Below are 23,962 nucleotides of genomic sequence, written 5' to 3' on the forward strand. Positions count from 1 at the left end.
TTTAAAACAGACAAATTATTCTTTCTGTGCTGTCCAGTAATCTGCCAGACTCTTAGTCAATTCTTCTCTGCTACTTTGTTTTGCAATGTATTTTTGCATAGCAGCTCCCATTACACTCCAGTGATCAGAAGGTGCGATAAAAGAAGAATTAAATGTATTCCCACTTGATAACTTAGTCTTAATATCTCTTCCAAGCGGATCAAGAGGTTCAAAAGCATTATTAGCGGTTGCTGGAATCAATGCACAAGTCTCCACTAACATTTGTTGTCCTACCTCTGAATATACAATCCAGTTTAAAAACTCTTTGGCTGCTTCTTGTTGTTCCTTCGTTGCCTGTACATTATCAATCATTACTTGTTTTGATGGAGCAGCTTGAATACTAGTATTTGCAAAATCAGTTGTATCATTTCCTAATATAAAAGGTAAAAATCCATATTCATCTGTAGTTTCTGCTCCTGCCTCTTCAATATTTGGCCAAGCCCAAACACCATTTGCCCAAATAGCTGCCTCACCATCTGCTAAAAAGATAGGATCTTGTTCATACAAAGCACCTAAAGGATCTTTTCCATTGATGTTGTATTCTAACAATAAATCGATGGTATCTAAGAATTGATTGAATCTGTTATAATCAGCTGGAGCTAATTCACCGCTCTTTAATTGTTCAATTAACTTAGTACTTCCTGGCGTTGTACCATCATATGTATCATAGATAAATCCTAACTGGTGAGCTCCTAGAGACCAGTCTTCCTTTGAAATTACTACAGGGTTCTCCATACCTTTTGCCCTTAAGTCTTCTAACAGACTTTTTAATGCATCATATGAATTAATAGTAGAGGCGTCAAATTCTGTTCCTAGTGTCTTTTCAATTGCTGTTTTATTATAAATCAGACCTCTTCCTTCAATACAGAATGGAAAACTATATACCTTATCATTTACTTTTGTTACCTGATCTTCACATTCTGCAATCCATTTTTCATTGGATAAATCCAATGCATATTCTTCTGCCAATGCCACGATATCTGTCGTATCTAACATAGCCATCGTTGGAGCTGAACCTGAATTATAGGCACTGGTAATCTTTGTATATGGCACTTCTCCTGCACCACACGCAATAATATCTACTTTTACACCCTTTTCTGCTTCATATCTTGAAGCTACCTCTTCCAAAGCGGATTGAATCTCACCCTTACTATTTAAGAAAGAGATTTCCACACCCGTCAAATCTGCTTTGGCATCCTCACCTTTTTGTTCACTGTCCGTGTTAGAAGTATCCGCAGTGTTTTCAGTGTTCTGACTATCAGCAGACTGATTGTCTGTTTTACTTCCACATCCCGCCAGTAACCCAATAGATAAAGATGTTACTGATAATAAAGCGACAAACTTTTTCATTCTTAATTTCATAAAATTCCCTCCATTATTCATTTGTTACTAAGTAGCACATAACATAAATCTGTTATAGGATGATAATAGCATGCAAAACATTATGTGTCAATCGGTTGACATATAATTTGTATAAAATGTCATTCTGATATTTTATATTATTGTTACTCTTTAACAAAATCGTTTTTAAAATAATCCTTAGTCAATTTTATGATAAAATTTACTTAATCATCATTAATGCACGACTTTTATCTCATAACCAAGACCTTTTTTATTTCAATGCATCTTGTTTAAATTGACAAATCTATATCAAATCCTATTATGCACTTTGCTAAATAAACCGAAGATAACTACGATTTTCATTTCACGTCAAATCCATTTAATATGACAATCGATTAACATATATCTTGTTCTTATTTATGTGCCTGTGATTTTTCACTTAACAGAGTACGGGACATGGAAATTATCCATGCCCCGTACTCTGTTAGATATAATTCTATTTTACGCGTAACACCTTGTCAAGCTTAGTCATCTGTCCTAACTTAGTAGTCTCGATTGTTTCAAAGCTATCGGTATTCGTAATTACAAGTGCTGTTGTCGTTACATAACCAGCTTTCTTTATTTCATCCATTGAAAAGTTCATAATTAATTGACCACACTTTACCTTATCTCCTGTTTTTACAAGAGGCTCAAATCCAGCTCCATTCATTGCTACTGTATCCATTCCCACATGAATTAATAGCTCGATTCCATCTTTACTCATTAAACCAATAGCATGCTTGGTATCTGCAACCTGAATTATTTCTGCATCAAACGGTGCATATACTTTGCCTTTTGCTGGCTTTATTCCACAGCCTTTTCCTAATATTTCAGCAGAAAACACACCGTCATTTATCTCTTCCAAAGGGATTACTTCACCTTCAATTGGCATATATATATAACCTTTTTCGCTCTCAATTACACGCTCATCTTGTTTCGTCTTATTTTTAAATATATCAAATATTCCCATATTCCTTCTCCTAACTTTCATTTTAATGGCTTGGGTGCCACATTACTAATGTATTATAAACCTGTTTCTAATATTATCCAAGAATAATTTTATCATAAAATTACCCTCATCTTTTTTATTTATCATACCAAATCACAGTATAAAATGCTAAAATAAAGTTACAAGCTATTCTACGAAGCGAATTAGAGGGGAGATAATTATGGAATACAAAGAAATTAAATGTGCTACCGCTTTAAATAAACTAAAAAGAAAAATACCCTATTCATGGGATTTAAATATTTATCGTGGTTGTGAACATGGTTGCACATACTGTTATGCAATGTATTCGCATAACTATTTAGACAAAGAAGACTTTTTTCAAGAAATACATGTAAAGTCAAATGTCGTGGAAGCCTTGGAAAAACAACTCTCTTCTTCTAGTTGGAAGCAGGAGGTCGTTAATCTTGGTGGTGTAACGGATAGCTATCAGCCAGCAGAATCTATTTATCGAATCATGCCCGATATTTTAAAGCTATTCATTAAATACAAAACTCCATGTATCATATCTACCAAAAGTGATTTGGTACTTAGAGATTATGATCTCATTGATGAGTTATCTCGCATTACTTATGTAAATATAGCGGCAACCATTACAACTATGGACGAAACTATAAGAAAGAAAATCGAACCTCAAGGGGTTGATTCTTTAAAAAGGTTTGCTATGCTAAAGGCTTTTTCAAAGACTAATGCTTCCATTGGTCTACATTTTATGCCAATCATACCTTATTTGACTGATTCTTTTGAAAATGTCGATGCCCTTTATTCCCATGCAAAAGAAAGTAATATTTCTTATGTACTTCCTGGTACGTTGTATTTGCGCGGAACAACAAGAACTTTCTTTTTTAACTTTATAAGAAAAGATTATCCAAACCTATATGAGCCATTAAAATTGTTATATCAAACTGGAGGTGCCCCAAAAGAATACAAAAATGAGCTCTATAAAATGGTCAATTCACTAAGAGATAAATATGCTCTACCCTCCAGTTATATGGCTCCACTCAAAGAAAAGTTAAAGAAAGAGGAATACACACAGTTATCCCTTTTTGATTAAAATCCTGTACTACTCTTCTATTGTACTTTCCTTCCATATCTTAATTGCATAGACTAGTAGCAATAAGACTTGTATAAAAAGAATGAGCAATGCTTTTGTATCCAATTCTCCCTCTGTTGTCATGGCTATAAAGTCATGGCTGGCGTGCCAGATTATAACCACCCAAAGACTTTTTGTAATACTTACAAGTTCAGCCAAAACAAATCCAACTAAGAAGGCAAATGACATTTGTAAAATAAGGTAAAGCAGGTTCTTGCCATTGAATGCATTGGTAAGATGCAAAACACCAAAAATAATTGCAGATCCGATAATTGTCTGTTTTCTTCCCTTTACAGTAAGAAACTGAAGGATTAATCCTCTAAAATATATCTCTTCGTTAAAGCCGACTGCAATTGTTAAAAATGCTACTATCAGATACTGATAGGGTAATATCTTATTGCTAAACCCGTATACGACAAGAGGAAGAATTTCCATTAGAATCAAAGGTGCGTACCACCAAATCTTTTGAAAACTGTCTTTACTACGAAACGAAAAGCCATATGTACCAAGACTAATGTCCGTTTTTTTCATGATGAGGACACCTAGACTAGCTGAAATGACAAGGCTAATTGCCGCTATAAAATAAATCATATAAGTATCATGTCTCATAGCTTGGGGAATTGCCATACTAAGTGCAGTCAAAAATGTACATAAAATACCTATTAAACTAGCTGCTGCATAAGGATGTTTGATTCGAAATGTTTTGTTTTTCATTTTAGTTTTTCTTCCTCTTTCTTTAATTTCATAGCTAATCCCATAAAGGAATTATCTAAAAGTCTCTTGATTTCATTATCGTTATATTGGCATCCGTTTGTTGCAAACATGGCTGCTATACCATGAGTCGTAAGCCAAATACCAGCATATAACTCCTTGGCCCCTTTTTTTGAAAGACCTGACATTTGACAAATCATAGCAATTACCTCATCATCACCTTGCGTTGAACCAACAATATCCATGATACTCTTTTTTTGAAATGCTTCTGACATGAACAGCAATTGAAAAAGATTTCGTTCTCTTTTTGCAAAATCAATGTAGGCAAGACCCATTTGCAAAAATCCGCCCTCTTGTTTTCCTGCTTCTATCATCTTGTTGTTGTAAATCTGCTCAACTTTTTGATAAACTGCTTCCTTTAATCCATCCATTGATAAAAAGGCACGAAAGATTGGATGAACCGAACAACCAAGTCTCTTGGCAAGGTCTCTTGCATTCAAATTGGTATATCCCTTTTCTCGAATGAGCAATATGGCTTCCTCTAATATTTCTTCTTCTGAAATCTTAATTTTTGGCGGCATAAAAAACTCCTGTCATTAAATAATTTATGTTACGTAACGCATGTTACCTATTATAAACAAATGTTTTTTTCCTGTCAATCTTTTTACTATTATTTCATACAAAAAACACCTTTACTTTTAATGTAAACTGTAATACGTTTATAGTAAAATAACAGGAGGAATTCGGAGGACAAACATGGATAAACGTGATATGTTGATAAAACAATTTAACCAAACGCAAAAACAAGAAAATAAAATATTAAATCAAAAAGAAAATGCATTGTTCAAAGAAAAGATGAAGCCTGCGCTTGATAAATTACAAGAAAAAATACCTACCAAGATAAGAACAGGACTTGATACTGCCTTTTATAAGGGTTTTATGCTTGTTTTTGAAAAGGGCTCTCCAGTCATAGAAAAGACGTATAATAAGGAGAAACTAGAAATTGATTATGACTTAAATAATTATGCCGTTGACAAGCATTCCAGTAAAAGACACATAAAGAGAATGGATCGTTCTTCCAACCAGTCAAAGGCATTGAATCAATCCATTGCTGCCGTTGAGGGCGGTGTACTTGGTCTACTTGGCATTGGACTTGCTGATATTCCCATCTTTCTTTCCGTTATGGTAAAAACGATTAATGAAATCGCATTGCATTACGGCTACCCTTATAATACACAGGAAGAGAAAATATTTATGCTATCTATAATCTGTGGTGCATTATCAAAGGGCGAATCGCAAAAAATGTATTCCGAAAAAATAGACGCGATTGGTAGAAGCATCGACTCTGCTTTCGTACTTACTTATGATTTGGATGAGATTATGAAAGAAACCTCAACACTTTTATCCACTACTTTACTTACCGCAAAGGTAATACAAGGAATCCCAATCGTTGGAATCCTTGGTGGCACTGTCAATCCTGTTATCATTCATAAATTAGGAAAATACGCGAAAGTCAAATATAAGAAACGATTTTTGCAAAAAAAGATATTAGAGCAACAAAAGTAATCACTTATTTTAACATAGCCAAGACTCATAAAGAATCTTGGCTATCGTTATACCTTATTTTTGTTTGAATATAAGTTTCATGATTGGGAAAAACACCCAAAACGAAATCACACTATTTATTAGCATAGTTACAATATCTGCAAGTGTCATACCAAAAGATGCACCAAGCTTACTCATAAGCAATGTATATATAGGTGCTTTATATAGACCTTGTAAAGCAGATGCACCAACCGAAATTAGAATCCATGCAATTAAATACCAAAAGGCTGCCTTATAAACACTTGTATTGGATTGAAAGGTAACATTTCTTTGTAAAAAGAAATTAATTATTTGTGCAAGAAGCAGCGTGATTTCCACCGCTAAAAAGTAAGCCAATCCACCTCCTCCGCCAGCTCCAAGCGCACCAGCGGCATAATCAAAAACATAATAAATGCTTCCATCTACATTTGCTCCAATTGGTATTACTTGAAAAGCAGTATTTACTAACGTTGTAAATCCAAATATATACTTAATCAAAGGCATTACTACCATCTGTAATACGGTTACACCATTACTAATTAGAAAGAAAACAAGAAATTGAACTAAATTTGGATGCTTTTGCTTAAATTTATTCCAAGTCTCAATTATTTTGTTGTTGTACTTTATGTCCTCCAAACTTTATCCCTCCTTATTTCATACTTTTTTGTGCCTTTTTATTTCTAAAATATCCTTTTATAAAACCCTTTAAACCTGACCAAAATTGTCCATTAACCATGCGAACCATTTCATTTGCCATATCCATTGTGATAACACCATTTGTCATTTTTGCTATGCCTCGAAATGGCATATTGTAAATAAACAAAACATTTAAATTAGGAACTCCTTTTTTTTCACTTCGTACTTTTAAGGTATGAAGAATCTTATATGCTAACCTTGCTAACCCACTCTTTGCATAGTACATTTGACATAACGCATCGTTTACATCTAAAAGTCCCTGTTCATTCCAACGTCTATTAGGAATCTGCCTTCCCAATAAACACTCAAATTCCCTATCGCTAATGGTTTGAATCTGACCTGTATAATAAGGCTTCATGGAATCCTTTTCATACCAAAGTTTTGCTTTGCTTCCTTTTATAAAAATGGTTTCTTTTAATCGAATCTCCTTGCTAGAAGCTCCAATTAAGATTTCATACTCACCTTCTTCAACCTCCCACTGGCTATTTCCCGTGTTGTAATAGCGAAAGGCTTTATCATCAAGTGTAATCGTAAGTTCTTTTTCTTCACCAGCTTTTAAGAAGACTTTGGTAAAGCCCTTTAATTCCTTAAATGGGCGGTATACATCAGAATCTTTCGCATGGATATAAAGCTGGACTACCTCAGCACCATCGCGTATCCCTGTATTTTTAATACAAAATGTAGCTTGATTTTGGCTTACCTTTAAGTTGGAGTACTCAAACGTCGTATAGCTTAAACCGTATCCAAAAGGAAATTGCACTGAAATGTTTGCTGTATCATAATATCGATAGCCGATAAAAAGCCCCTCTCGGTACTCTGCATGATATTCCTTTCCAGGAAAGTATTGATACGTTGGTGTGTCTTCATATTTAATTGGTAATGTCTCGGCTAGTTTTCCACTTGGATTCACTTCTCCTGTTATCACTTGCAGCATTGCACCAGCTCCTGCCTGGCCACCCAAGTATCCATGAAGTACTGCCTTACAGTTACTAATCCAAGGCATTTCAATGGCAGAACCCGCAGACAATATTACAACAATATTTTTATTTACTTTCGAGAGTCTGCTAAGAAGCGCAACCTGATTGCTTGGAATCTGCATATGAGTTCGATCAAGCCCTTCTGTCTCACTGATTTCATCAAGTCCCATGTAGAAAAGAACAACCTCAGCCTTTTGAGCTAGTTCCACTGCGGCTTGTTGCATACGATCATCCATTTTACCATTTCTCTCATATCCAGCTTCAAAGCCAACAACGTCTAAATCAAATCCCTTTAAAACATCAAGGGTACTATCTAGTTTTGTACAATTCACAATAGAAGAACCAGCTCCCTGATAACGTGGAGTTTTCGCAAAATCACCAATAACTGCTACTTTACAAGCAGAAGAAAGTGGTAAAATACTATCTTCATTCTTAAGTAGCACAATACTTTCAGCTGCTGCTTTTTGTGCAGCTTTGTGGTGGTCTTCTATTTTTAAATCATTACTCTTATTTCTCTCAAATGCTGGCTTTATTTCATATAGTACCTTTAAAAATTCTTCTACTCTTTGATTTAGTAATTCTTCTTCTAGTTTTCCACTTTTTACAGCGTCAACAAGCTCCCTGTCACTATCTCCACCTGTTGTCGGCATTTCAAGATGATTTCCTGCTCGAACCGATTCCACATGGTTGTTTGAGCCACCCCAATCGGTTACCACAAAACCGTCAAATCCCCATTCATCCATTAATATATCTTGAAGTAATTTTTCATGTTCACTTGCATAAATTCCATTTACTTTGTTATAAGAAGTCATAAGACTTCTTGGTTTGGCTTCTTTTACTACCATTTCAAATGCAGTCAGATAAATTTCTCGAAGCGTTCGCTCATCCAGTATGGAATCGCTTGACATTCTTCGTAACTCTTGACTGTTTACTGCATAATGTTTCGGACATGCGGATACACCATTGCTTTGCACTCCTTTTACAAATCCTAATGCCATTTTTCCACATAAGTAAGGGTCTTCACTATAGTATTCAAAATTTCGACCACAAAGAGGACTTCTTTTCATATTCATTCCAGGACCAAGCACAACTCCAACTCCTTGAACCAATGCCTCTTCTCCAATACAAGCCCCAATTTGTTCTGCCACCGAAGGATCCCAACTATTTGCAATCGTTGCCGCTGTCGGAAAGCAGGTTGCTGGTAAGCTGGCATTTAAGCCCAGATGATCTCCTGCACCTACTTGTCGTCTTACACCATGAGGACCATCCGATAATACAACTGTAGGAATATTTAGACGCGCAATCGTTTTTGTCTCCCAGATATCCTTTCCAGATAACAAAGAAGCCTTTTCCTCTAATGTCATTTTACTTATTAAGTCTTTTAAATCTACCATATAACTTCATACCCTTTCTTAATCTGCATAACGCAAGTCTAGGTCTATTAACTACGCTATTTTGTTGCTTTATCATACCATGGTCTTCATAATTATTTTAAAGCATTACACAAATTGTTTGATTCATTTCACAAACTGCTTCTTTTCTCATATCAAAATAACGAATAATTTAATTCATCTTTCATTCATTTTTCCTTCAATTTTGAATAATTTGCTTCATAATCGAAGGGATTTTTACACAAGGCAAATCGTAAAACAAATATGATACTTTTTCAAATACATCATATCATATATCTTGAAAGGGATATTTTTTTAGCACAAACGGTTTGAATTTAAGCATAAACGGAAAAAAGAATGTGACATTCCCATCACATTCTTTTTATTCCTTGTTAGCTGGAATGACCACCGTTAGCTCAAACCAGTTTTCTCTTTTATTAATCGTGGCCCACCCATTGTATTTTTTGGCCGTGTATTGAATACTCTTAATTCCATATCCATGGTATTCTTTATTGGGTTTTGTGGTAGCAGGAAGATTATCTTCAAACTCTAGCTTTCCTTCAAAATAGTTTTCAAAACGAAGTACAATAAAATCCTTTTTTGATAGGACCTCAACATGAATTAACCTTTTTTCCTGTTCTTCGATTTGTATTTCACACTCAATTGCATTATCCAGTGCATTTCCAAGAATGGTGCAGATATCCATTACGTGCATGAAATTTAGAAGTTTTCCATCTACGACACAAGTTAACTCTATGTTGTGCTTTTGACAGGTAATACTTTTGCTCGTAAGTATAGTGTCTACCACTGAATTACCCGTCTTATTTTGTGCTTCATACATTTTAATTTCGCTTTCCATTTCGTCTAAAAAAGCCTGACGTTTTTGAGAATCCTCTTCTGAACGAAGAACTGCAATCTGATGCTTTAGGTCATGGTATTTCCGATTAATAATATCGATACTCTCACCTGATTTTCGATAAATCGCATACTGACTTTGTAAAATATTACGCATAGCATCTAGGTCGTATTTCGCCTGCATTTCTCTTCTTAATATATGATACGCATATAAAATGGTAAGTCCGCTAAAATCTACTAATGTTCTGATATTAAAGATTTCTCTTGTAATCTGACTACTAAACGGAGTATTGGCATACACAAAGCTTAAATTACTAACAAAGAAAACCGTTCCTCCAACAACAATTACAAAAATCAACTCTCTTATGGTGGTTCGCTCTTGTTGAAGATACATATGTTTTCTTTCTAATAAATAAATCACAAAAAAGACTGTCCCATAAACAAGAAATAACACAAGACCATTTAGTAAAATATGGTTGTTGTTCGTACTTTGCACAATATAATAATAAAGCTGCCATTCTAAAGATGCGGCAAATTCCGCAAGAATAAAGGATCGAACGCAATAATATCCTGCATTCATCCAATTCAAATCACAGCAAAAATAAAAATAAAGTAGCATCATGCCAATTGCAAGTAACATACCAAAAATCCATAATGACTTTGGAAACATTCCAACTACTAATTGCGTAAAACACTGTAAAAACAGTGCAATCGACATTATGATTATTAAATAAGCGCCATGAAACTTTTTCTTTAAAATAGCAATGTAAATACTACAAGCCGCCCATTCTGCTATTCCAGTATATATTCTTGGGATTTCTGTAAGCGTAACATGATTCATTGCAATGTTCCTCCAAGATAATTAGTCAACGCTTCTGTAAAGTCTTTTTTTCTAGCTCTGCTAATTGCCAGTCTATCTCCCTTTATTATCACGCATCCATCTATTACACTATCCACATAGGAAAGGTTTAAAAGACACCCTTTGTTACAACGAAAAAAATACATGTCCTTTAATTTTTCCTCTACCTCTTTCATTGTCCCAAAGGTCACATATTCTTGTTCCATGGTATGAAAAATAAGTCGATGTCCTTGGCTTTCAATATAACAAATATCAGAAATATATAATTTTACCGTGCCACCCTTTACTGATATTGCAATAAATTTATTTACCTTTCGGTTAATTCGATTGATTACTTTATCTAGACGTTGGGAAAAGGAAAAATAGGATACAGGCTTTAAAACATAATCGGTTGCATTCACTGTATAACCTTTGATTGCATATTGCGCCATATTTGTTATAAAGATAATAACCACTTCTGGGTCTTTTTCTCGAATTAACGAAGCTACTGTCATTCCATCCATAAATCTCATCTCAATATCTAGTAAAATCATATCGTATTCCGCTTTATAATTTTCAACTATTTCATCACCATCCGAAAATGTTTCAATTTGCATGGTAACGTTTCGCTCTTTTTGATATTGAATTAGATATTTGGTTAACTGTTTTATGCTTGATTCTTCATCGTCTACAAGGGCTATTCGAATCATCTTGATACCTCCTCCTGCTTGTATTCCTATCATTATACAATAAGAACTGCTTTTTTCCTATGTCTGTTCGTGAAAATAGATATTGCCAGTCTTTTTGGCAATATCTATTTCTGCACAGTATCCTTGTTACCAACAAAGCCATAAGGCTTTATCGTAACGTATTATTCAATTGATAGGTTTCCATTTTCTTTCTTTCGATAATTTAGTATAATCACAGCCTCCAAAGCAATCAATATTACAGCTAGTAATACATCAATTGCAATTGCTGTCTTCATCCAATTTTGCAAATGCAATCCTGATTGATAGTTTTCATAAGCCTTACTATTCACGGTTGTGAATAAAATATTATGACTTGCTTTTCTTAGAGAAGTAACTGCTGTTGCACTTTGCGTGTCATCAGGTGTTGCACCATTTTCACCAGTTGTAGAAAGCATTAAGTCATTTCCTGCACGAATGGCTTTATCTGCATCCATGAATCCATAACCGCCAAAATAATCGGTGATAACAAAACCTCTAAATCCCCATTCATCTCTAAGAACATTCGTTAGAAGCTCTTTACACCCTCCTGCCCATTGGTTTCCAATGTAGTTAAAGGAGGACATTACTGCACCTGTTTTTCCAACTTTCACTGCAATTTCAAATGGTTTTAAATAAATTTCTCGAATTGCTTGCTCGTTTGACCAGGTACAAAGTAATGCAAGACGATTTGTTTCTTGATCATTTAATGCAAAATGTTTGATATATGCATACAACCCTTTACTTGCCGCTCCACTTACTTCATTAGCAGCCATGATACCAGATAATACACCGTCTTCTGAATAATATTCAAAGTTACGTCCTGCAAAAGCATTTCTATGAATATTCATTGCTGGTCCATACCAACCAGATACTTCAATACCATCTGACTCATTGCCCATTGCAACTCCACGTTCATACGCAATATCTTTGTTCCAGGTTGCCGCAATCATAACTGCACCAGGAAAAGCCGTTCCGCGGATTGCTGTATTAAAAAAGCTACTAAATCCTGCTGGACCATCTGCATCTGTTGTAGAAATTTTACCAATCGAAGAAATCTCACTTGTCTGATATCCTCCGTACGTAATTAAGTTCTTCATATCATCTATACTTAATTCGTCCAATAACGTATCCCATTTTGGATCATCATAATCCAATCCTCTAAGTTCATGTAATTTAACCCCATTTTTTGCCCCTGTTGTAGGCATGGTATCTTCTTCGTTATTTTCAATTACGTAAGTTTCTACATTCGTTAAGTTTGCTGCATTTTCGGCACTAATTGAATAATTAGAAGGCGCAGCAATTGCAATATCGTAATTTTCAAAATTATTTGCTCTGCTAAGATATGTCACATCACCTTCTGCAAAGTCAAATTGGTTGGTTGCTACTACCGCATCACTGGTACGCTTATTGCTTTCATTATAGACAATATCCTGATTTACTGTATACGTCTTTTTATCAATAAGTGTATGAGAATCTGACATAATCTTTATATCATAATCTCCTGCTTCTAATACATAACAGCCATTTCCATAGGTATCATAAGAAGCCATTTCTTCTTCATTGAAGGTAATAGAAAGAGTCTGGCTTTCACCTGGCGCAAGTTCATCTGTCTTTGCAAACTCAATCAAATCAACAGCTGATTTTTCAATTCCACCTTCTGTATAAGGTGCTGTATAATATACTTCAATAACATCTTTTCCAGCTTTATCACCAATATTTTTTACTGTGACATCGAAACTGATATTACCATCAAAATCTCTATTTAATTCACCCATTGTCTGTTCAAACGTGGTATAGCTTAATCCATATCCAAATGGGTATTGTACAGCTTTTTGATATCCTTCTTCATTATCAAGATAATAGGTTTCAAAGAAGCGATAGCCCACATAGATTCCCTCGACATAGTTTAAAAAGGTGTAACCTTCGGCATTATCATAGGCAAAAGCACCAAAATTTTGAAAGCTTGGTGTTTCTTTTAAGTCATATACATATGTATCAACTAATTTACCAGATGGATTTGTCTCTCCATTTAAAATCGAACCAAGTGCTTTAAATCCAGTTTCTCCAGGTCCTGCCATCCAAAGAACACTTTTGATTTCATCGTATTCATCCACCCAACCAAGTTCCATAGGATTTGCGGAGTTAATTACAACACATACCTGCTCAAAATTTTCTGTCACAAGGTCCACAAGGTCTTTTTCTGTCTTTGATAGTTCAAGATAGGTCTGACCCGCTTCAAAATCTCCTGGATTTCCTTCATACGTTACGGCTGACATATCGGTTGGAAGGTCTGCACCTTCACCGCCAACTCTTGTGATTACTACAACAGCATAATCCGAGAAATCTTTTGCATTCGTTATCAAATTGTCTGAATAACTATCTTTTGTAGGCTCTTTTAATGTCCAGTCTTGTGCCCACATAGACACCTCAGGACGTGTAGCGCTATAATCGGTATAAAAATTGGTTAATTCCGTGTTTAATTCATATCCTGCGCTAGTTAAACCTTGTAATAAGGTTACGCAAGTCGAAGTATCAACAGAACCTGACCCTGTTCCTCCATAGCAAGGATTGGTAGATGCCCAGCCAAATACATTTAATTTCTTTACATCTTGGCTTAATGGAAGCATCCCGTCCGTATTTTTTAATAGTACAGTTCCTTCTTTTCCTATTTGTTCCGTAAGCGCTTTAGAACTTGCTGCCGCTTCTTCACTTACCCCATCCACTTTATAAAAAGTGAGATTTAAAATACTTTGCATCGGAACAAAACAAACTACATTTACAGTTATCGCAAATACTAATGTAAGACCTAAAATACTCTGCCATTTTAGCATATAGCGTACTTTATCGCTCTTATTTTTCCAAAGTATTCCTAAAACAATGGTTAACACAAGTAGAATAGCAAATGGTATAAAATACGGTAATATTGTCCCAATGGTTGCATAAACATCTGCCATGTTTAACGTTTCATCTTGGCTTAATGTATAAAGTGCAAACCCAATTCCCCCTGCTATTACTGCAATTACCAAAAGAATGATGAATAGTTTCTTAATCCAACTTTTCTTTTCCATATTATTTCCTCCTAGTATTATATGTAATACTCTCTACAGTAAGATATCATATAATTCTCCTAATATACGCTATATTTCATAAACTGTATCTTTTTTTACACAAGTGGAAGCTTAGCACAAATAAAGTGCACTGTAGGGGTGAAATGTAAAACGAGATTCCCGTTTTGTAAACGAGTTTCACATTTTGTAATCAACCTTCAAAATTTGTAATCGAAGTTCCACAATTGTTATGACTTTCCCGTTTTTCTATTGCTTTTCATGGTATAATCTCTGGTAACAGGATAATTTGGGCGCACAAAAACCGGACGTCACTTTTGGCTTACAAATTTTGTACTCCGAAATTCACGTCTGCTGGTATCTGTTTTTTTCGTTCCAGCCAGTGGTTTCTTCTTCCGATTATCTTGCTACTTTTTTAAAAGACCCGGCGTTAAATTGATGCTGTTGGCGTCAACCTCGTGGCATCCTAATTTATCAGCCAGGTCTTTTCCATAATAAAAACAGAATGCTTCATACGGACTTTTCCCATTCAGTTTCTTTCTTCTATAGGAATTGATATGATCCATCATCCGATTGATTTCTTCCTGCGTCAATTCATCAAAACTTTTTCCCTTTGGCAATACCCTTCTTATGAATTCATGCCCTACCTCTATTTCCGCTTTCTGATAGGGGGCACTTGGATTGCAGTAATAGATTCTGGTTCTTTGGAATCCTTTTCCATCTGGACCATACTCGATACTCTTGGGATTAGAAAATTCACTTCCGTTGTCTGTCAAAATGATCGGAAACAACTTTCGAAATTCTTGTCCTCCCAGCCAATTATATAGCTCATCATAAATATCAATTACTGACTTAGAGGTATTGGAATCTCTTAGGAATGCAAGCATCAAGGACGTTTCTACAAAGAATACCGTAAGCAGAACCTTTCCACCTTTGCTTCCTATCACAGAATCCATCTGGGTCACTGCCGTATCAGGATGCTGCTCCAGATACACTTCATAATCATGATAGTTTCTTCCAACTCGACAGCCTCTGTCTACCTTTAGTTCTGGTTTTTTATAACGTGGACGATACTTTACTTTCCGTGGGAGATCAATGTTCCTCACATCAAACAGACTTCCGTCTATGTAATTGTATAAAGTCTTTTCACTGCACATCAGCTCATCCTTATTATTTAAATAAATCTGATGTATGGACTGTCCCTGTTTGATCAGCGGAACTAGAATTTCATTTAGTCTGGCAATTTCTCCTTCCGTAGAAAGAATCCCACTTCTTGATTGTGCAATCTTTTTCGATGCCTGACGATGGGCTTCCAATGCGTCATAGATTGTCTTCGTCAATGTACATTTCTTCACTTCACTGCATCCATTACATACATAGGGCGCTTTAAATCTGCTGGTACACACTTCTTCCTCAAACTGTTCGCAATACCTGTTGCACAGACGCTCACACTGTCTGCATGTGGTTACCATTGGATGCTTACATTCGTTGGTTCCACACACTTTTTTTCTCTTACATCCTTTTCGATACTTGCATACATTATGGGGATAGACTGAATATCCACTCCATTGCTCTACTGCATAGTTGCGAACTTCTTTTGTAATCGTAGTTCTGTCGCGCAAAAGCTCCTTGCCTATCTCGGTAAAAGTCATATCCTCCTTTAGTCCACTTTCAATCTGTAAACGGTAACCGTCAAATAACTCTGTGGATATAAAAATCACCAACTTTCTGATATGCTAGAAAGTTGGCGATTCTGTTAACGACATCGTTTTTGAATGGTTGGATCCCATGGCATGTAATCTTCCAAGAATTCTGGATTTTCTAGAAATGCACTGCCAGGTATATCACTTAAAATATATTGGATATATTTGTTTGGATTTAATCCGTTTGCTTTTGCCGTTTCAATTAAGGTATAAATACCAGCGCTTGCCTCGGCTCCTTTCGGACTTCCTGAAAATAGCCAGTTTTTTCTTCCTATGGTGAAGGGGCGAATACTGTTTTCTGCTAGGTTATTAGAAAGTGCACAATTCCCATCCAATAGATAATTCATCAATCCCTCTTTTTGGTTGAATGCATAAGTAAAGGCTTGTCCTAACTTTGATTTTGGAAGGATTCCCATAGAAGCAGTTTTTGCCCATAACCAAAAGGCCTCTAACACAGGTAATTCCTGTTCTAGACGCTGATCCATTCGACCCTTTGCCGAAAGAACCTCTAGTTTCTTTTCGATTTCAAAGAGTTTGTTGATATATGTGATTGCCTGTGAAGGGACGGTTGCTTCTGGTGATTTCACATCCTTTGGTAGTGCATCTACAAAATATCGGCGAAGATGAGACCAACACAGACATCTGGTTATGCCACTTACTTTTTCATAGCCCTTATAAGCATCCGTATGGATAAAGCCCTTAAAATCCTTTAAGAAAACTTCTGGATACTTTCCGCTTCTTCCAGGTTGATATTCAAAGATTCGAATCGGATGCTGACTTTCTTTTATGGAACTATACACCCACATATAAGAGTCTGTGGTGTTCTTGCGACCAGGCTCATTTAATACTTGAACTGGAGTTTCATCCACATGAAGATATGTTTGTTTCAAAAGTTTTTCGTGCAGAAGTTTTGTGATTGGCGAAAGCCAATCGCGGTAACAAGTAATGATCCAGTTTGACATGGTAGCACGACTTAAATTAACACCAAGTGCTTCCCATTCTTTTTCCTGTCGGTACAGTGGCACTGCCAGCTCATATTTTTGATGAATCACCCAAGAAACCGTAGACGGCGAAGCATAGGAATGTTGCATAACTGCCGTAGGCATGGGTGATTTTTCCATATAGGGTTTACCATTTTTTCGGCAACTACGGCACTCAAAGGTTTCGCGGTAATAATCAATCACACGGACTTTCGCTGGAATAAATTCGATTTCTGTACGGACGAATTCTTCTCCAACAGAATGTAACATATCCCCACAGGTTACACAAAAACGATCTTCCTCTGCAAGAGTACAAAGCTTCTTTTCATGAGGAATATCTTTTAATAATTCTTCCCATTGCCCTGGAAATCGTTTACGGCGATACGATTCCACGGTTTTCATATCAGGTTCTATCGCTTCACTATTGGCTTCTTGTTCCGCTTCATCAAAAATAGACATCTGTCCCTCAATACCAAGAGATAATGTCTGCTCTGATTTGTTACCATATAGTTTGCGGGTCAAGAAATCAACCTTTTCCTGAAGAATAAGATTTTCTTTTTCTAGCTTGCTGATATGTTTTTCAAGAAGTTGAACCTGGTTTGACGTTTCCATAAATAGCAGTTCCTTTACTTTTTTACTGTGATTATTATAGCATAGAAAAGCCAAAAAATCCAGTAAAATCGGGCTTTGTGGCGCATTATATCGCTTGTTTTATATTGATTTTTCGAACTGCTTTTGGTTGATTTATGGAAAGTCCTTCTAAAAGCCAACGGAATTCCTGTTGTGATATTTTCTGTATTTCATCCTGATTTCTTGGCCATTGAAAGCTTCCACTTTCAAGGCGTTTGTATAAAATCACAAACCCATCACCTTCCCAGTAAAGAGCTTTTAGTCTACTGCATTTTCTGCCACAGAATAGAAAAAGACTATTGGAAAAGGGATCTAGATGAAAGTTCTGCTGAACCATAGCAGCCAGACCGTCAATGGATTTTCTCATATCAGTATATCCGCAAGCAAGATAAATACTTTCCGCTTTTGAAATATCACCTAACATAGTTGTTTTACCGCGAGTAACACGGAATGAATCAGCTCGGGTGTAGCGGTGTTGTTTAAACCGATTTCCATGCCATTTAGTGAAATCATCACATCGGCAGATATTTGCTTGTCTGGTACTGGTATTCTTGCAAATATAGCATTTTCATCAGATACTTCTTGCACTTTTATTTCTGTATTGAGTGTAGGCAGTTGTTCTAGTGACTTTAAACGAATTTTTTTCAACCAGTAATAATAAGTACCTTCCAGAATTCCATTCTGATTGCACCATTGTCTGGTGGAAAGTGCACTGGCATTTCGTTCTTGAATAATGGATGCCCACTTTTGTAAGCTATAATGATTTTTTACTTCTTGTGTTGTCAATTTAAAACCTCCTTGAAGTATTTTGAGATGGCTCAAAACACTGTATATAGTAATTTGAGTCATTTTCTCATAAAACAGGAGGTATTTAAATCCACGATGTTATTTGACGGTTACTGTAAACGATCTTCATATGATAAAAACTTAGCCATAGTGTCTCCTTTCCCACTGGCTAAGTTCAATATATCACAAAAGGCAGGGACTGCGCCCTGCCTTTTTGTAACACGAATTTCTCTATGCTATTTTCAAATATTTGTACCTATCTTTCCCTTTCACACGGGAATGTTATTTTACAATTGAGGAGTGCAACTGTAGGGTGCACTGTAGCTCATCGGTTAAACGAAAAGTTTTATCTAATTGTCAGGAAGCAAAGTACTAGGTACAAAGAACAGCGTTAACTATTCAAAGTAAATCATAAATGCCCTCAAATATGGGTTAACAAATGCTCCTACTTAGAATACAATAATAAAATCAAGTCTTAAAAGCGTATATCCTATGGTATACAAAACTTTAAACGATTTCGAATAAGAATTTTACATAGCATGAACCTAAATAACAATAACTGACACGAGGTTTCTTTGCCGTACCAAGAAATATAAAATTAAAGATAAACATAAAAATAGCCTAAAATCAGTTATAGGAGCTATTCGAAGAATCAAATCCCAACTATTGACATAGAGACTAATAAAAAGGCCTCCTGGTCTTTAATATCATAGAAGACCTTATAAAACTCTATTTACAGAAAAAATGTTTTTCTCTTGAAGAAAAAAGGATAGCTTCTCTTATTTCATATGATTTTTCTAAAAAACATACTTAAATAAGATAAATTATCCATCAATCTCGTCTTTTATTAACCTTCTGTAAGACTCTCCAAAGCATTTTCGGCGTTCTTCACTAATTGGTAATTGTAATCCGTTTATAATAGTTACCTTTGTTTTTGAGCAAGATTTAATCCAATGATAGTTAACAAGATATGATTGATGTATTCTTAAAAAGGGAATTTTGCCTGTTTGTAATCGTTGTTCAACTACATTTAATTTTTCATTAAAAATCTCTACCTCACCATTTTTCATATATGCTCGTATTTGTCGTCCCCTACTCTCAAAATACATAATTTCACTACATAGTACCTTATATTTTTCATTCTTGTATTGAAATGTAAAATATATTTTTTTATTGGATATTTTCTGATATGCTAAAAGAAATATTTTTGAAAAATCATCAAAATTAATTGGCTTTTTAATAAAATCAAAAATATCTAAGCGAAATAATTTTATCAAATGTCTCATATAACTAGATACATAAATTATCAACAAATATTCATCTATTTTTCTTATGTTCCTGGCTAGGGTTATACCAGCTTCACCTTTCATATAAACATCCAAATATAACAAATCGTACTGCTCTTTTTTTAATATAGCCTTTTCCAGCGATTTTCCACTATAAAATATGTCTATTTCCATTGGTATGTACATTGCTTCACTTAATTCTAAAAGAAATTTTTCAATTTGATTTACAGTTGTGTACTCATCATAACAAACAGCAATCTTTATCATTAGGATACCCCCTTTATCCTGTACTTTATAATCCCCAAAATATTTTTAAATAAATTATTTTGCTTATATATAACAATTCAACAAATACCAATAAATACAATTCTTCTATATATTATACCAAAAAACTAACACTAACTATTAAGTTGGTATATTACTTCTTGAAGATACAAAAGAGTTTTATCTATATTAACATACATTAGAATGTCATGTTGCAATAGTAAAGTTTGAAAGATAGTTAAGAATTTTCTTATACTGTATGCGATTTATACTTCAACGATATTTTATATGAAATAATTGTTCCTAGAACTCCTATTGAAATTAATAAAATATTTAAACTAATAGCTCTGTTGATTATGTATATTAATCGTCCAAGCTGGTATCCTAAAGTTTTATATCCCCAACATATTATCGCAATGATACTTAAAAATACACATAATACATAGGAGGATTTTTCACCGCCTTTATTTAAACTAATTGGAACAGCTATTAACATCTGCATATAAGCAGCAAAAAACTCTAGTAATAGAAAATTAAAGGGCATACCTTTAGAATAGACTGATAGAATTATGTTAATAAAAAATAAAAACACTAACATTGATAAAAGCATTCCCATACATACAATATACCTAGCTATCACTCTTTTCTTTAATGTTATTGGTAATATACTTTCATATTCATCCCACCGTGTTTTTGCATCACATATTGAAATTGTATTACAATATCCAGATACTACAATCAAACAACTCGCCCCCACTATAGGCATTGCATATTCCCCTAATCCCCAAAATGAAAATATGATTAGACATCCCATTATTAAAATATCTCTTTTATGAAATTGATGCTTCATTACAAGTAGATCCCTTTTCATTAATCCTAACATACTATTCTCCCTTTATTTTCATATATATAACTTCTTCCAACTCAGCATGTCTACATTTATATTCTTTATAATTTACTCTATTTTTTCTTTTATCTAATAATATCCGAACACTTCCATTTTCATTAATGGCTCTTTCAACACAATACTGCTTCTTTATTTCTAGGAATTGATTGTCTTCTGCCTCGACTATAAAATAATTTTCCGTTAAGCTTTTTTTATCTTCAATAGAACTTATCTTTCCACAATTTAACATTATAATATCATTAACTATACCTTTCAGTTCAATAATATTATGAGTTGATAATAAAATAGCTACATCCCTTTTTAAAAGACTATCCTTTAATACATCTAATATCATCTTTTGAGCTACTATATCTAATCCATTCGTCACCTCATCAAATATCAATAGTTTTGCTTCATGACTAAGTGCAACTGCAATATCAAGTTTTCTTTTCATTCCTTTTGAGAAATTCCCGATCTTTTGCTCGACAGGCAACTCAAATAAATCAATATATTTATAATACTCCTTGCTATTCCATTCAGAGTAAATCATTTTCATAAAACTTTGAATTTCTTTAACACTAAATTCATTTGGCAAAAAGCTATCATCTAAGACTACTCCTAATTTTTGTTTTATATCCATTTCATTGGATAATAAATCTTTTCCAAAAATGGTAATTTCTCCTGTATCTCTTTTAATTTTATTTAATAGAAGATTAATGAGAGTGGTCTTTCCAGCGCCATTCTCCCCCACTAGCCCAACGACTTGACCTTTTGATATTGAAAAACTAATATTTGATAGTTCAAATGTTCCATATGATTTACTTAGATTGTCGCATTGTATCGTATTGATATTCATTAAAAACTCCCTTCTATGCCAATTATTGGTCTCCCTCCTATTTGACATTTTCTTTAATATTTATCTTTTCTTATTTTTCTTCTGATAACATCGTACAAATTGCATTACACTATTACAAATTAACCCCACTCCCATAGCCAGAAACAGTGAGGGATAATAATTTTCTTTAATAATAAGACCCATAACCAGCAAAATAAGTCCCAAAACAATATATAATAATAATATAATCTTAGTAAACTTTTTCATTCTCATTCTCCATAAAATACATATTCTCAATACTTATGCTAAAATACGTTACTATTAAATAACAGAAAATTAAAATAATTGTAATCTTAAAATTACATCTGTCGGAAATTTACTTTGTTATCTTAATTTAACAAATAATTCAATATAATTTGTTTTTTATACTTTTCATTATATATAACTTCTATTATATTTCAAGTATACTTTTATTGTTGAATATAAAATACTTGCTTATAGAAAATAGGAGATTTAAAAAGCACTTCATTATTACTCAAACTCTCACATATTCTTAAGGTCTTACTACAAGCAAGGTGTCCTTCCGCTTATGATTTTAAAAACCATCGTTTTAGAACACCCTCTTGTATATTATATGGTTTGAAAGTATTGCGTAAACTGTTCAATCTCTTATACAGTAATTTTTCTAGGTCTACATTATTTTAATCTTTTTCAAAATATTACTGACCAGCTGCCGTTTCATCACCTGCCACACTACCTACTCCTCCTCCAAGTGTAGCAACCGCTGGAGCTAAAGACGATGTGATAACAATTCCGAGAACTGCCAATCCACACGCTATTGCCGCACACGCAACGGCAGGTAATAAACAAAGAGTAGTACACTTTGTTCCCATTGGTTGAACTCCTAATCCATTACTATCATTGATAATTTCCATATTTCCTATGCTTTCCATATTTACCTCCTTAATATCACTTTCAAACCATATAATTCAAGTATAATAATCAAATTTTGTTACATGTCACCTTTTTAAATAGATCAGAACCTAGTATATATTCGTTAGCCCTGCAATCTTTGCATGCATATCGTATAGCACACGTTTTACATTTACTAATATTGTCCATGCTGGTTAAATGCCAGAACTTATGAAGACCTTCTTTATTCCATACTTCTTTAAAATTATTAATATTTCCCATCTTAAAATCTAATAAATTTGGACAAGGATATACATCTCCATTTTGATCAAAGTATATAAGTCCCCCTAAACATGAATGAAAATATTGATTATAGGAAAATGATTCTATACTCGTTCGATTAACAAATTTAGGATTATTCAAATAATAATTTATTGCATTTTCCTTTTCAATATACTTACTAATTATACAATTAATTCCATTTTCATTTGTAATCTGAATTTCTTCCACTAATTTGTTTTTGACTTCATCGTCATATACAATAAAGAGCAAAGATATTTTTTTATGACCTTTTATTTTTTTTAATCTATTATATATACTTAGTGAGGAACCTATCTCCTTATTTTTTACTTCTTTTTGTATTATTATATTTATATTATAATTTAGAAGATTATTTAATGTTTTATCGCATATACATGTATTTCCTAACAAAACTGTTATATTTTCAAATAAATATTCTGTTGCTATATCTAAACATTGAAAAAAATACTCAGTTTTTACTTCAATATCAGGAATTTTTAATACCACATTCTTGCACTTTAGTTTCACAATAGCTGAAAAAATTTTATTTAATTTTTTGATTTCCATATACTGCTCTATATTACTTTTTTCTAATCCACTACAACAAATACATGTATTATCACCTAAATATTGAGCAGGATAGCATAACTTACATTTTTGACGACATTGATTACTTAAGCTAATAATGGCTCTAGTAATCATAATTGAAGACATCACTGGAATATTATTCATAGCTTTATAATCAATAATCAATTTATTAATGTAAACCGGTTTATCATAAAATGTTCCAATTTCGTTTTCTTTATACAAATTAATCAGACTAATTAAATAATCTTTTTTTATATGAGGCATTTTTGAAAGGACTTCATTAATACTTACATTACTTTCTAGTAATTTAATAATACCTGCCTCTTTCTCTGTAACTTTATAGATATCTCCACTAAATACATTATAAATTGCGCCTGTGCCTCCTCTATCAGGAACAAAAAAGCACTCTTCGAATAATCTAAAATACAT

General features: G+C 34.0%; 21 protein-coding genes and 1 pseudogene. 3 read left to right on the top strand and 19 right to left on the bottom strand.

The features are described 5' to 3' along the window. Nucleotides 1-15: 15 nt before the first annotated feature. Nucleotides 16-1,401, bottom strand: a complete 1,386-nt coding sequence (locus F7O84_RS12320) for an ABC transporter substrate-binding protein (RefSeq protein WP_151145590.1) — start codon at nucleotides 1,399-1,401, stop codon at nucleotides 16-18. A gap of 475 nt (nucleotides 1,402-1,876) precedes the next feature. Next, complete coding sequence (locus F7O84_RS12325) at nucleotides 1,877-2,389, bottom strand: PTS sugar transporter subunit IIA (RefSeq protein ID WP_151145593.1); 513 nt, start codon at nucleotides 2,387-2,389, stop codon at nucleotides 1,877-1,879. A gap of 199 nt (nucleotides 2,390-2,588) precedes the next feature. On the opposite strand from F7O84_RS12325, the gene F7O84_RS12330 reads away from it, so the two are divergent. Further along, entirely contained in the window at nucleotides 2,589-3,479 is an 891-nt protein-coding gene (locus F7O84_RS12330; RefSeq protein ID WP_151145596.1) for an SPL family radical SAM protein, read from the top strand. Nucleotides 3,480-3,488: 9 nt separating this feature from the next. Here F7O84_RS12330 and F7O84_RS12335 read toward each other — a convergent pair whose 3' ends face one another. Then, a complete protein-coding gene (locus F7O84_RS12335; RefSeq protein ID WP_151145598.1) occupies nucleotides 3,489-4,232 on the bottom strand; it encodes a CPBP family intramembrane glutamic endopeptidase in 744 nt (247 codons plus the stop codon). Continuing rightward, nucleotides 4,229-4,810, bottom strand: coding sequence for a TetR/AcrR family transcriptional regulator (locus tag F7O84_RS12340; protein WP_151145601.1), 582 nt, complete (start codon nucleotides 4,808-4,810; stop codon nucleotides 4,229-4,231). Before F7O84_RS12340 ends, F7O84_RS12335 begins: the two co-directional genes overlap by 4 nt. A gap of 175 nt (nucleotides 4,811-4,985) precedes the next feature. Here F7O84_RS12340 and F7O84_RS12345 point away from each other — a divergent pair, with 175 nt between their 5' ends. Then, nucleotides 4,986-5,795, top strand: coding sequence for an EcsC family protein (locus F7O84_RS12345; RefSeq protein WP_151145604.1), 810 nt, complete (start codon nucleotides 4,986-4,988; stop codon nucleotides 5,793-5,795). Nucleotides 5,796-5,849: 54 nt separating this feature from the next. Here the strand turns inward: F7O84_RS12345 and F7O84_RS12350 are convergent, their stop codons facing one another. The 9 genes from F7O84_RS12350 to tnpA form a co-directional block, all read right to left on the bottom strand. After that, nucleotides 5,850-6,449, bottom strand: coding sequence for a hypothetical protein (locus F7O84_RS12350; RefSeq protein WP_243140883.1), 600 nt, complete (start codon nucleotides 6,447-6,449; stop codon nucleotides 5,850-5,852). Between the two features lie 13 nt (nucleotides 6,450-6,462). Continuing rightward, nucleotides 6,463-8,880: a glycoside hydrolase family 3 C-terminal domain-containing protein gene (locus tag F7O84_RS12355; RefSeq protein WP_151145607.1), complete on the bottom strand. Its 2,418-nt coding sequence runs from the start codon at nucleotides 8,878-8,880 to the stop codon at nucleotides 6,463-6,465. A 379-nt stretch (nucleotides 8,881-9,259) separates the two neighbouring features. Further along, on the bottom strand, nucleotides 9,260-10,573 hold the full coding sequence (locus tag F7O84_RS12360; RefSeq protein ID WP_151145610.1) for an ATP-binding protein: 1,314 nt from the start codon (nucleotides 10,571-10,573) through the stop codon (nucleotides 9,260-9,262). Continuing rightward, nucleotides 10,570-11,280: a LytR/AlgR family response regulator transcription factor gene (locus F7O84_RS12365; RefSeq protein ID WP_151145613.1), complete on the bottom strand. Its 711-nt coding sequence runs from the start codon at nucleotides 11,278-11,280 to the stop codon at nucleotides 10,570-10,572. Before F7O84_RS12365 ends, F7O84_RS12360 begins: the two co-directional genes overlap by 4 nt. A 161-nt stretch (nucleotides 11,281-11,441) precedes the next feature. After that, entirely contained in the window at nucleotides 11,442-14,366 is a 2,925-nt protein-coding gene (locus F7O84_RS12370) for a glycoside hydrolase family 3 protein (RefSeq protein WP_151145615.1), read from the bottom strand. A gap of 404 nt (nucleotides 14,367-14,770) precedes the next feature. Continuing rightward, nucleotides 14,771-16,015: an IS30 family transposase gene (locus tag F7O84_RS12375; RefSeq protein ID WP_151146727.1), complete on the bottom strand. Its 1,245-nt coding sequence runs from the start codon at nucleotides 16,013-16,015 to the stop codon at nucleotides 14,771-14,773. Between the two features lie 104 nt (nucleotides 16,016-16,119). Further along, complete coding sequence (gene tnpC, locus F7O84_RS12380) at nucleotides 16,120-17,658, bottom strand: IS66 family transposase (RefSeq protein WP_151145618.1); 1,539 nt, start codon at nucleotides 17,656-17,658, stop codon at nucleotides 16,120-16,122. Between the two features lie 85 nt (nucleotides 17,659-17,743). Next, on the bottom strand, nucleotides 17,744-18,100 hold the full coding sequence (tnpB, locus tag F7O84_RS12385; RefSeq protein ID WP_151145621.1) for an IS66 family insertion sequence element accessory protein TnpB: 357 nt from the start codon (nucleotides 18,098-18,100) through the stop codon (nucleotides 17,744-17,746). Beyond that, entirely contained in the window at nucleotides 18,094-18,462 is a 369-nt protein-coding gene (tnpA, locus tag F7O84_RS12390; RefSeq protein WP_151145625.1) for an IS66 family insertion sequence element accessory protein TnpA, read from the bottom strand. The genes tnpB and tnpA overlap by 7 nt, the downstream gene beginning before the upstream one ends. 408 nt (nucleotides 18,463-18,870) lie before the next feature. On the opposite strand from tnpA, the pseudogene F7O84_RS19625 reads away from it, so the two are divergent. After that, nucleotides 18,871-19,025 (top strand): annotated as a pseudogene (locus F7O84_RS19625) (transposase); the annotation flags it as partial. A gap of 261 nt (nucleotides 19,026-19,286) precedes the next feature. Here the strand turns inward: F7O84_RS19625 and F7O84_RS12395 are convergent. From F7O84_RS12395 to F7O84_RS12420, 6 genes are all read right to left on the bottom strand, one after another. Then, on the bottom strand, nucleotides 19,287-20,015 hold the full coding sequence (locus F7O84_RS12395; RefSeq protein WP_151145627.1) for a LytR/AlgR family response regulator transcription factor: 729 nt from the start codon (nucleotides 20,013-20,015) through the stop codon (nucleotides 19,287-19,289). Between the two features lie 247 nt (nucleotides 20,016-20,262). After that, nucleotides 20,263-20,895: an ABC-2 transporter permease gene (locus F7O84_RS12400; protein WP_151145631.1), complete on the bottom strand. Its 633-nt coding sequence runs from the start codon at nucleotides 20,893-20,895 to the stop codon at nucleotides 20,263-20,265. Nucleotide 20,896: 1 nt separating this feature from the next. Further along, complete coding sequence (locus tag F7O84_RS12405; protein ID WP_192451739.1) at nucleotides 20,897-21,754, bottom strand: ABC transporter ATP-binding protein; 858 nt, start codon at nucleotides 21,752-21,754, stop codon at nucleotides 20,897-20,899. A gap of 60 nt (nucleotides 21,755-21,814) precedes the next feature. Next, a complete protein-coding gene (locus F7O84_RS12410; protein ID WP_151145637.1) occupies nucleotides 21,815-22,000 on the bottom strand; it encodes a hypothetical protein in 186 nt (61 codons plus the stop codon). Nucleotides 22,001-22,452: 452 nt separating this feature from the next. Then, entirely contained in the window at nucleotides 22,453-22,686 is a 234-nt protein-coding gene (locus F7O84_RS12415; RefSeq protein ID WP_151145640.1) for a hypothetical protein, read from the bottom strand. A 49-nt stretch (nucleotides 22,687-22,735) separates the two neighbouring features. Next, nucleotides 22,736-23,962 carry an SPASM domain-containing protein gene (locus F7O84_RS12420; protein ID WP_151145642.1) on the bottom strand — a complete coding sequence of 409 codons (1,227 nt, stop codon included), beginning with the start codon at nucleotides 23,960-23,962 and terminating at the stop codon, nucleotides 22,736-22,738.

It is taken from the genome of Candidatus Galacturonatibacter soehngenii, from assembly GCF_008830185.1.
Classification (GTDB): Bacteria; Bacillota; Clostridia; order Lachnospirales; family Lachnospiraceae; genus Lachnotalea; species Lachnotalea soehngenii.

What these genes read in the sequence shown, in the direction of transcription:
- tnpB (WP_151145621.1), bottom strand. Translation starts at nt 18,100, where the DNA reads ATGTTAGGTGATATTTCAAAAGCGGAAAGTATTTATCTTGCTTGCGGA.
- F7O84_RS12320 (WP_151145590.1), bottom strand. Translation starts at nt 1,401, where the DNA reads ATGAAATTAAGAATGAAAAAGTTTGTCGCTTTATTATCAGTAACATCT.
- F7O84_RS12375 (WP_151146727.1), bottom strand. Translation starts at nt 16,015, where the DNA reads ATGACTTTTACCGAGATAGGCAAGGAGCTTTTGCGCGACAGAACTACG.
- F7O84_RS12415 (WP_151145640.1), bottom strand. Translation starts at nt 22,686, where the DNA reads ATGGAAAGCATAGGAAATATGGAAATTATCAATGATAGTAATGGATTA.
- F7O84_RS12395 (WP_151145627.1), bottom strand. Translation starts at nt 20,015, where the DNA reads ATGATAAAGATTGCTGTTTGTTATGATGAGTACACAACTGTAAATCAA.
- F7O84_RS12410 (WP_151145637.1), bottom strand. Translation starts at nt 22,000, where the DNA reads ATGAAAAAGTTTACTAAGATTATATTATTATTATATATTGTTTTGGGA.
- F7O84_RS12365 (WP_151145613.1), bottom strand. Translation starts at nt 11,280, where the DNA reads ATGATTCGAATAGCCCTTGTAGACGATGAAGAATCAAGCATAAAACAG.
- F7O84_RS12340 (WP_151145601.1), bottom strand. Translation starts at nt 4,810, where the DNA reads ATGCCGCCAAAAATTAAGATTTCAGAAGAAGAAATATTAGAGGAAGCC.
- F7O84_RS12370 (WP_151145615.1), bottom strand. Translation starts at nt 14,366, where the DNA reads ATGGAAAAGAAAAGTTGGATTAAGAAACTATTCATCATTCTTTTGGTA.
- F7O84_RS12420 (WP_151145642.1), bottom strand. Translation starts at nt 23,962, where the DNA reads ATGTATTTTAGATTATTCGAAGAGTGCTTTTTTGTTCCTGATAGAGGA.
- F7O84_RS12345 (WP_151145604.1), top strand. Translation starts at nt 4,986, where the DNA reads ATGGATAAACGTGATATGTTGATAAAACAATTTAACCAAACGCAAAAA.
- F7O84_RS12355 (WP_151145607.1), bottom strand. Translation starts at nt 8,880, where the DNA reads ATGGTAGATTTAAAAGACTTAATAAGTAAAATGACATTAGAGGAAAAG.
- F7O84_RS12325 (WP_151145593.1), bottom strand. Translation starts at nt 2,389, where the DNA reads ATGGGAATATTTGATATATTTAAAAATAAGACGAAACAAGATGAGCGT.
- F7O84_RS12405 (WP_192451739.1), bottom strand. Translation starts at nt 21,754, where the DNA reads ATGAATATCAATACGATACAATGCGACAATCTAAGTAAATCATATGGA.
- F7O84_RS12330 (WP_151145596.1), top strand. Translation starts at nt 2,589, where the DNA reads ATGGAATACAAAGAAATTAAATGTGCTACCGCTTTAAATAAACTAAAA.
- F7O84_RS12335 (WP_151145598.1), bottom strand. Translation starts at nt 4,232, where the DNA reads ATGAAAAACAAAACATTTCGAATCAAACATCCTTATGCAGCAGCTAGT.
- tnpC (WP_151145618.1), bottom strand. Translation starts at nt 17,658, where the DNA reads ATGGAAACGTCAAACCAGGTTCAACTTCTTGAAAAACATATCAGCAAG.
- F7O84_RS12400 (WP_151145631.1), bottom strand. Translation starts at nt 20,895, where the DNA reads ATGTTAGGATTAATGAAAAGGGATCTACTTGTAATGAAGCATCAATTT.
- F7O84_RS12360 (WP_151145610.1), bottom strand. Translation starts at nt 10,573, where the DNA reads ATGAATCATGTTACGCTTACAGAAATCCCAAGAATATATACTGGAATA.